Here is a 7866-nt window from a genome sequence, read left to right as displayed (position 1 = left end):
GAAGCATTCGATCGAGGATCCGATCGAGATGGAGGCGGCGGCGGATGCGTTGCCGATCGAGCAGGTCGCCAAGCGGTGGATCGTGGCGTCGGATCCGGACGAGGCGGTCGAGGCGGTCGGGCGGTATGTGGATGCGGGGTTGAATCATCTGGTGTTTCATGCGCCGGGTCATGATCAGCGTCGGTTCCTGGAGTTGTTCGAGCGTGATCTGGCGCCGCGCCTGCGCGCCCTGGCCTGACGGGTACGCCCCGGATCCGGCGGGTGCCGGATCCGGGGCGCACGTGGGTCGCGACGAGGTCGCGGGTCAGGCGACGAGCTTGCCCTTCAGCTTCGCGATCGTGGCGGAGTCGAGCCCGAGGCCCTCGGACAGGTACTTGTCGACGGTGCCGTAGTCCGCGGTGATCTGGTCGAGGCCGGCCTGCAGGAAGCTCGTTTCGACGCCGAGCACCGGCGCGAGGTTCGTCGCGGCCTGCTGGCCGAGCGCGAGACCGATCATCGTGAGCGTCTTCTGGTTCGACTGCTCCAGGTAGCTGTTGCTCAGCAGGTAGTCGTCGAAGATCGTCTGCTGCGGCACCCCGGCGATCGTCTGGAGCAGCATCGCGGTCCAGCCGGTGCGGTCCTTGCCCGACGAGCAGTGGAACAGCTGGGCACCGTCCTCGTTCGCGATGGACGTCAGCAGCTGCCCGAAGGTGGCGCGCTTGGCGGCATCGGTGACGAAGGAACGATTCGCGTCCCGCAGGAACTCGCGACCCTCCTCCGGCGAGTGGATGGTCTGTGCCAGCGCGGTCAGATCTCCGAACTCGATCGGAAGGTGCTTGTAGACCGCGCCGGCCGGGATCTTGTCGGTGCCGCCGACCATCGGGTTGCTGATCTCGCTGTCGCCGCGCAGGTCGTAGACGTCCGCGACACCCAGGGACGCGAGGGTCTGCAGATCGGCGTCGGAGGTCTTGTCGAGTCCGTTGGAGCGGTAGAACACCCCGCGCTCGAGGTGGTGCCCGTCGGTGGTCGCGTAGCCGTCGCCGTCGTTCCCGGCGACGTCGCGGAAGTTGGCGACGGACGCCAGCCGCGGGGTCGCGTCCGGGTTCGGCGGGGTGCTCGGGCCGAGGGAACCGGTGTCGAGCGACCCTGAGTCGAGCGACCCGGTGAGCGCGCCGAGGGGGCCGAGGTCGACGGCGCCTGCCGCGGTCGGCGCGGTCAGGAGCAGTCCGCCCGTGAGCAGAGCGGCGGCAAAGGTTTTCATCGTGCGATGGGACATGGTGAATCGTTCCTTTCGTTGGATGTTCCGGTGATCACGGGGCGACGTCGGAGAGACCGGTGAAGCCGTAGCGACGGTGCGGGCCGATCACGCCGATCTCGAACAGGCCTGCGCCGGTGTGGGTGTCGCCACCCTCGGACAGGGTGAAGCGGGCGAGATTGTCGACGGGGCAGAGGATCTTCTTCCACGGTTCGATCTCGGAGACGTTCTCGCGGAGCCCCTGGACGACCAGGTCGCCCTGCCACATGCCGTGCCGCCAGTCCTGCTCGAGGCCGTACCCGGTGCCGACCCCGAGGTAGTGCGGGAGCACCGGCTCGCAGCCGACGGTGACGATCTCGTCGGGACCACCCGGCTCGCCGGGGCGGCGGAACCGCAGCGTCGACGTGGCCACCTCACGGGTGCCGGGGACGAAACGCAGTTCGTGCTCCGGTCGGCCGAGCCACTGCGGCTCCCGGGAGCGGTCCGCCCACACCCGGGTGGCGTCCTCGACGATGCGCCGGCCCTCGGCGTCCTCCTGGATCACCGTGATCACCGAGAACCCGTCGAACTGCATGATCGAGTAGATCCAGAAGAAGCTCTGCGTCGCGGCGATCGCCGGATCCGCCCGCCGGCCGGGAGGTTCCGCCTCCCCGACCGGGCGCACACCCCACGACCGGTCGCGGTTGCCGCGCCACCGGTCCTCGGTGACGGGGAGGGTCTCACCGTCGACGGTCAGCGTCCCCTGCCACGTACCGGTCTGCACGAAGCGCTGGGTGTCGAACGTGACGCGCTCGAGCTGCCGGTGGAAGTGCCGGGCCTCGAGGTTCGCCGGGACGTCGGAGGTGAACACCAGGTCGAACGACAGATCGGGGGCCTCGTCGCTGGCGTCGAGGACCACCCGCAGCCGGTGCAGTCCCTCGAGAACCTCGATCCGCAGGGGCCCGACCGACAGGTCCATCCGGTCGTCACCGAGGGCCCGCGACGCCCGGAAGACGACGTGGTCGTCGCCGCGGCGCAGGACCGCGAAGCCGTCGCACACGCCGAGGTTCGGGTACTGGCCGAGGCCGACGATCAGGAACAGTGGATCGTCGGCGTCGACGCCGGGGTGGCAGTTGAAGTAGTAGCGGTCGTAGAAGTTGCGGTCGGAGGTGCCGACGTGGCGGATCGTCTCGGCGATCTGGTGGACGGGGTAGTCGTCGAGCGGCGACAGGCTCACAGCTGCGCTCCGATCCCCGACCAGTAGGTGCCGTCGAGCATCGCCGCGAGCGAGCCGCGGTGCAGGATCATCTCGTCGGGGTCGGCCGGGGTGGGGGCCTGCCCGAACGCGATGGCCCGGCTCTGCACCCGGAACATCACGACCGCGTGGCGCAGCGCCGCGTAGAGCGTGTAGAACTCGAGGTCCGTCGCGTCGTGGCCGGTGTGGTCGCGGTACTCGGCCACGACGTCGGCCGGACGCAGGAAGTCCGGCAGTCCGGGCAGCCCGGCGAGCGCGGCCAGGTCGTCGAAGAACCTGTGCAGGTAGATCATCCAGCCGAGGTCGAGCTCGCGGGGGCCGAGAGCGGCCATCTCCCAGTCGAGGACCGCGGCGGGCTCGAAGTCCCGGTACATGATGTTGCCGATCCGGGAGTCGCCCCAGCACAGCACCGCCGCCCCGGACGGCTGCGGCAGGTTCGCCTCGATCCAGTCGAAGGCCTGCTCGATCAGCGGCGAGCGGGGGCCGTCCGCGGTCGCCCACGCGTAGTAGTCCCGCTGTTCCCGGACGTGCGCGCGCAGCGCGGTCGCGGCGTCGAGCGGGTCCTGCGCGTCGTGGTCGGCCGACCGCAGGACGGCGAAGTGGCGCTCCGGCTCGTCGATCGCGTGCAGGTCGGCCAGCACCCGGACGGACGCGTCCTGCAGACGGCCGCGGTCCTCGGGAGACGCCTCCGAGAGCCACGAACCGAACGTGTAGGGCATGACGTCGGGCGGGACGTCGCCGTCGAGGCGTTCCATCACGAAGAACGCGCCGCCGAGCGGCTCGGCGGAGGTCTCGGACCAGTACACGCGCGGAACCGGGACCGGGGAGTGCTCGGCGACCGCGCGCATGACCTGGTACTGCCGGTCCAGGTCGTAGGTCGGGAAGAGCGGCACCGCGGACTCGGCCGGGGCGATCCGGGCGACCAGGCGATGCTCGGTGCGCTGCCCGGCTTCGGTCCACGACGCGCTGAACAGCACCGTCTCGTTCGACATGCCGTTCGCCGCGGGGACCTCGACGGAGTTCACCTCGGGGTCGGCGCCGGCCTCGAGGATCGAGCGGAGCCACTCCTGCAGCCGGCCGCGCAGGTGCTCCGGGTCCTTGCGGGATTCGCCGGGCCGGGCGAGTTCGGCGTAGTCCGGTTCGGGTGCCGAGACGGCGGTGTCCGGTGCGGTGTCCGGGGTCATGACCACTCCTCTTCGTAGCGCGGGGCGGGTTCTCGGGGCGGGATGACCGACGCCGGGATCCGGGGAGGTGCGCGCTCGCGGGGTGGCCGATGCCACACCCACGACAGTCGATACAATCTGTAACGGCAAAAGACGTGACACAATGTAACGGCGATCACAGGACTGTGCAAGGGGTTTGGCGAATGTCGAAGGAAAAGGTGGCGAGACACCGGCTCGGACCGCAGCGCGATCCGGCCATCGACGAGGCGGTTCGCGAGGCCACCCGGCAGTTGCTCGTCGAGCGTGGCTACTCCGGCACCTCGATCGACGCGATCGCCACCCGGGCCGGCGTCGGACGCCCCGCCATCTACCGGCGGTGGCCGTCGAAGGCGCACATCGTCAACGACGCCGTGTACCCGGTGCTCGACACCGACCGGGACGCCGACATCGACGCCGAACTCGGCACCACCGGCGCGATGCCCGACCAGATCCGCGACCTGGTGCACGGTGCCGTCGCACTGTTCGCCAGCCCGCCCACCCGGGCCGCGGTCCCGGGCCTGATGAGCGAACTGCGTTCCGACGAGGCGTTGCGCGAGGTCCTGGTCGTCCGGCAGCTCGCCGGGGTCCGCGACGAACTGCGCCGACGACTCGACGCGGCCATCGAGGCAGGCGAGATCCGTCGCGGCGTCGACGCCAACACCCTCCTCGACATCCTCGGTGGCGCCGCGATCTTCGCACTGTGCATCCGCGAGGTCGAGGACACCGAATCCCTGGCGGCCTCGCTCACCGACATCGTGCTGCACGGCATCCTGCCGACCGAGGGCGCGTCCGCGGCGCAAGGCTGAGCGGACGCCCCACTACGCTTTTCGTCATGGATGCCACCGACGACATCAGGGAAGCCGCCCGCCGCATCGGGGAGGTGTTCGGTGCGCTGCCGCAGGTGCTGCAGTTCCGGGCGGCCGTCGACCCGGACGCCGACGGCGAGGAGCCGGACGAGGTGTTCGTCGCAGTCGGGGACGGATGCCCGGGCCCCGGCTACGCGTCCTACGCGACGCTCGACATGTCGCGATTCCCGACGAACGTCACCACCGACGACGGCCGGCCGATCCGCACCGAACTGATCACCGTCGGACGCGCCGACTACCGGGCACTCGCCGACGTCCTCGCCCAGTGCGCGTTCGCGGTCGCGTCCGGCTCCTTCCACCTCACCCCGAACACGATCGTGCCCAACGCGGTGCGCGAGGTGGATCCCGACCGGACCACCCGGCACGCGCTGCTCGTCGTCCCGTTCATCTGGCCGGACCTCGAGATCCTCGTCGACCGCGAGGACGACGTCACGACGTGGCTGCAGGCGGTGCCGATCACCGACGCCGAACTCGAGTTCGCCTCGCGCCGGGGCGTCGACGAACTGTTCGCCCGGCTCGAGGGCGCGGGCGCCGACGTCTCCGACATCGACCGGCCGTCGGTCATCTGATGCTCGGCACCGCCGAGGTCATCTGATGCTCGGCACCGCCGAGGTCGGCCGATTCTCGGCACCGCCGAGGCGGGTCGGGTCGGTGCGGTGACCGTTCGCCGTCCGAACGGATGCGGCACACCGGCCGTGTCGCATAGGATTTTGATCATGAATCGGCCGTGGCCGCTGATTCAGCGGCAGCTCGAGTTCGAAACTCTCAAGTCCGCGTTGACCTCCGACACCGGTGCATGCGGTGTCGTCCTGACCGGTGACGCCGGAGTCGGCAAGACCACCCTCGCCCGCGTCGCGACCCAGTCGGTGCCGGGCGACGTGCGGTGGGTCGCGGGCACCGAGTCCGCCCGCAGCATCCCGCTCGGCGTGTTCGCGCACCTCGTCGGCTCGGCCACCGCGCGGGACCCGGTGGCCTTCATGTCCGCGGCCCGCGAGGCCCTCCTCGGCACGTCCGGCCGGCTCGTGATCGGCGTCGACGACGCACACCTGCTGGACCAGCTGTCGGCAACCTTCCTGCACCAGCTCGCGATCGACCGGGCCGCCCACATTGTCGCCACCGTCCGGAACGGCGAGACCACCCCGGACGCCGTGACGTCGCTGTGGAAGGACGGGCACCTGATGCGGCTCGAGCTGACACCGTTCAGCCGCGAACAGAGCGTCACGTTCATCGAGTCGGTCCTCGGCGGACCGCTCGAGGGTCTGAGCGCGAACCTGATGTGGGAGGCTTCCGGCGGGAACGCGCTGTTCCTGCACCATCTCGTGGAGGGCGCGCTCGAGGCAGGCACCCTGCGGGAGCGGCGCGGGGTCTGGCAGCTGCGGGGGCGCGCGGCGATCACCTCCGAACTGGCGTCCCTGCTCGAGGACCGCATCGAGCACCTGCCACCGGAGGTGATGCGGGTCCTCGAACTGCTCACGTTCTGCGAGCCGCTCGCCCTCGACACCCTCAGCGATCTCGCCGGCGAGGAGGCGGTCGAGGAAGCCGAGCAGCGCGGGCTGGTGCAGATCGTCGAGGACGGGCCGAAGGTCGAGGTCCACTACAACCATCCGATGTTCAGCGAGGTCGTTCGACGGCGGGTCGGGCGGGCCGCGGCCCGCCGGTTGCGCGGCAACCTCGTCGAGGCGCTGCGGACACATCCGCTCGCCGGGCCCAGCGACCGGATCCGGCTGGCCGAACTGGCCCTCGACAGCGATCAGACCCTCGACGTGGACGTGCTGATCACCGCAGCGAAGGACGCGATCGCTCTCGCGAACGTTCCGCTCGGCGAGCGGCTCGCCCGGGCCGCGGTCGATCGCGGCGGCGGCTTCCAGGCCGCCAACCTGATGGCCCGGGCACAGCTGTGGCAGGGTCACGTCGGCGGGGCCGAGGAGGCGTTGAGCCGCTTCGACCCCGACGACCTGGACCAGCGACAGCTGGTGCGCTGGGGAGTGACCCGGATCGCGAACCTCTTCTGGGCGGCCGGCGACGCGACCGCCGGCGACCAGGTCCTCGACCAGCTCCGGCAGCGGGTGCAGGATCCGGCGGCCGCGGCGGTGGTGCGGGGCATCGGCGCCACCTGCGCGGTGTTCGAGAACCGGCTGGACGAGGGGCTCGCCGATGCGGAAGCCGTTCTCGCCGAATCGAATCCGACGCCCTGGTCGGAGGAGTGGGGCACCTTTGCGGCATCGATGGCGCTCGCACTGACCGGCCGCGGCTCGCAGGTCGCGGCGCTCGCAGCCCGCGCCGACGCGGTGATGAACAAGGTCGACGGGCTGACCCGCTATCCGGCGGCGATGGGGCCGATCCTGGCGCTGGTCCTGACCGGCAGACTCGACGACGCCGCACGCCGGGCCCAGGCGTACCTCGACCACGCGGGGGCGACCGGACAGTTCCTCGGCTGGGGTCAGGCCAACATCCTGTGCGCGCCCACCGACCTGGCCCGGGGACGGTTCGCGGGCGCGGCGCGGCGGCTCGAGCAGGCGACGGCGGCGTTGGCCGTCGGCGACACCGGGTCCGCGCTGGCCTGGAGCTTTCCCGCGTACCCATTTCTCGCGCAGGCGTATTCGATTCTCGGTCGAGTGGAGAACGCGAAGACGACCGTCGCCGCCGGAGTCGAACGGTACGGCAGGCACACCGCGGTGTTCGGGCCGATGTTCGAGATCGGCAAGGCCTGGGAGGCCGCCGGGCAGGGCGAGACGTCGAGGGCGATCACCACGGCTCGCGGGGCGGCCGACGCCGCGGCGCAGTCGGGTCAGTTCGCCGTCGAGGCCCTCGCCCTGCACCTCGCGACCCGGTTCGGCGACCCCACCACCGCGCCGCGTCTGGCGGAACTCGCGGAGCGGTGCGACGGCGTCTTCGTCACGCTGGCCGCCGACCAGGCCGCCGCATTCGAAGCCGGCGACGGAGACGAACTGTCCCGAGTGGCAAGGGAGTTCGAGAAGATCGGCGCGTTGCTCGACGCGGCGGACGCCGCCGCGCAGGCCGCGGTCGCCTACTCGAACTCCGGGCGGCGACGTGAGTCGCTCGACGCCGGGGCCACCGCGAACACGCTCGCGGAGCAGTGCGATCACGCGACCACCCCCGCGATCCTCGAGGCCGCGCGACCGCTGCCGCTGACCAGCCGCGAACGGGAGGTCGCGTCGATGGTCGCCGTCGGGATGTCGAACCGGGAGATCGCGGAACGCCTGTGCGTGTCCGTGCGTACCGTCGAGGGCCACATCTACCGGGCCTGCATGAAACTCGACGTCGCCGACCGCAGCGGGCTGGCGGACTCGCTGCGCGCCCGGCACTGAC

General features: G+C 71.0%; 6 protein-coding genes and 1 pseudogene. 4 read left to right on the top strand and 3 right to left on the bottom strand.

The features are described from left to right. Positions 1-238: pseudogene (locus tag ABD951_RS22845) on the top strand (glucose-6-phosphate dehydrogenase (coenzyme-F420)); the annotation flags it as partial. A gap of 66 nt (positions 239-304) precedes the next feature. Here ABD951_RS22845 and ABD951_RS22840 read toward each other — a convergent pair. From ABD951_RS22840 to ABD951_RS22830, 3 genes are read right to left on the bottom strand one after another with little or no spacing between them, the layout of a single operon-like run. Beyond that, on the bottom strand, positions 305-1255 hold the full coding sequence (locus ABD951_RS22840) for a tyrosine-protein phosphatase (protein WP_345350659.1): 951 nt from the start codon (positions 1253-1255) through the stop codon (positions 305-307). 34 nt (positions 1256-1289) lie between these two features. Further along, positions 1290-2450, bottom strand: a complete 1161-nt coding sequence (locus ABD951_RS22835) for an Rv3169 family protein (protein WP_345350656.1) — start codon at positions 2448-2450, stop codon at positions 1290-1292. Next, positions 2447-3652: a phosphotransferase family protein gene (locus ABD951_RS22830; RefSeq protein WP_345350653.1), complete on the bottom strand. Its 1206-nt coding sequence runs from the start codon at positions 3650-3652 to the stop codon at positions 2447-2449. Before ABD951_RS22830 ends, ABD951_RS22835 begins: the two co-directional genes overlap by 4 nt. Before the next feature lie 197 nt (positions 3653-3849). Here ABD951_RS22830 and ABD951_RS22825 point away from each other — a divergent pair, with 197 nt between their 5' ends. From ABD951_RS22825 to ABD951_RS22815, 3 genes are all read left to right on the top strand, one after another. Further along, positions 3850-4476 (top strand): TetR/AcrR family transcriptional regulator, encoded by a 627-nt coding sequence (locus tag ABD951_RS22825; protein WP_345350650.1) that lies wholly within the window; start codon positions 3850-3852, stop codon positions 4474-4476. A 26-nt stretch (positions 4477-4502) separates the two neighbouring features. Continuing rightward, positions 4503-5105, top strand: coding sequence for a suppressor of fused domain protein (locus ABD951_RS22820; protein WP_345350647.1), 603 nt, complete (start codon positions 4503-4505; stop codon positions 5103-5105). A 147-nt stretch (positions 5106-5252) separates the two neighbouring features. Beyond that, complete coding sequence (locus ABD951_RS22815; protein ID WP_345350644.1) at positions 5253-7865, top strand: helix-turn-helix transcriptional regulator; 2613 nt, start codon at positions 5253-5255, stop codon at positions 7863-7865. Position 7866: the final 1 nt, after the last annotated feature.

The organism is Rhodococcus olei (assembly GCF_039540555.1).
GTDB lineage: Bacteria > Actinomycetota > Actinomycetes > Mycobacteriales > Mycobacteriaceae > Rhodococcus_G > Rhodococcus_G olei.
This window is presented reverse-complemented; position numbering and strand designations above follow the sequence as displayed.

What these genes read in the sequence shown, in the direction of transcription:
- ABD951_RS22840 (WP_345350659.1), bottom strand. Translation starts at nt 1,255, where the DNA reads ATGTCCCATCGCACGATGAAAACCTTTGCCGCCGCTCTGCTCACGGGC.
- ABD951_RS22815 (WP_345350644.1), top strand. Translation starts at nt 5,253, where the DNA reads ATGAATCGGCCGTGGCCGCTGATTCAGCGGCAGCTCGAGTTCGAAACT.
- ABD951_RS22830 (WP_345350653.1), bottom strand. Translation starts at nt 3,652, where the DNA reads ATGACCCCGGACACCGCACCGGACACCGCCGTCTCGGCACCCGAACCG.
- ABD951_RS22820 (WP_345350647.1), top strand. Translation starts at nt 4,503, where the DNA reads ATGGATGCCACCGACGACATCAGGGAAGCCGCCCGCCGCATCGGGGAG.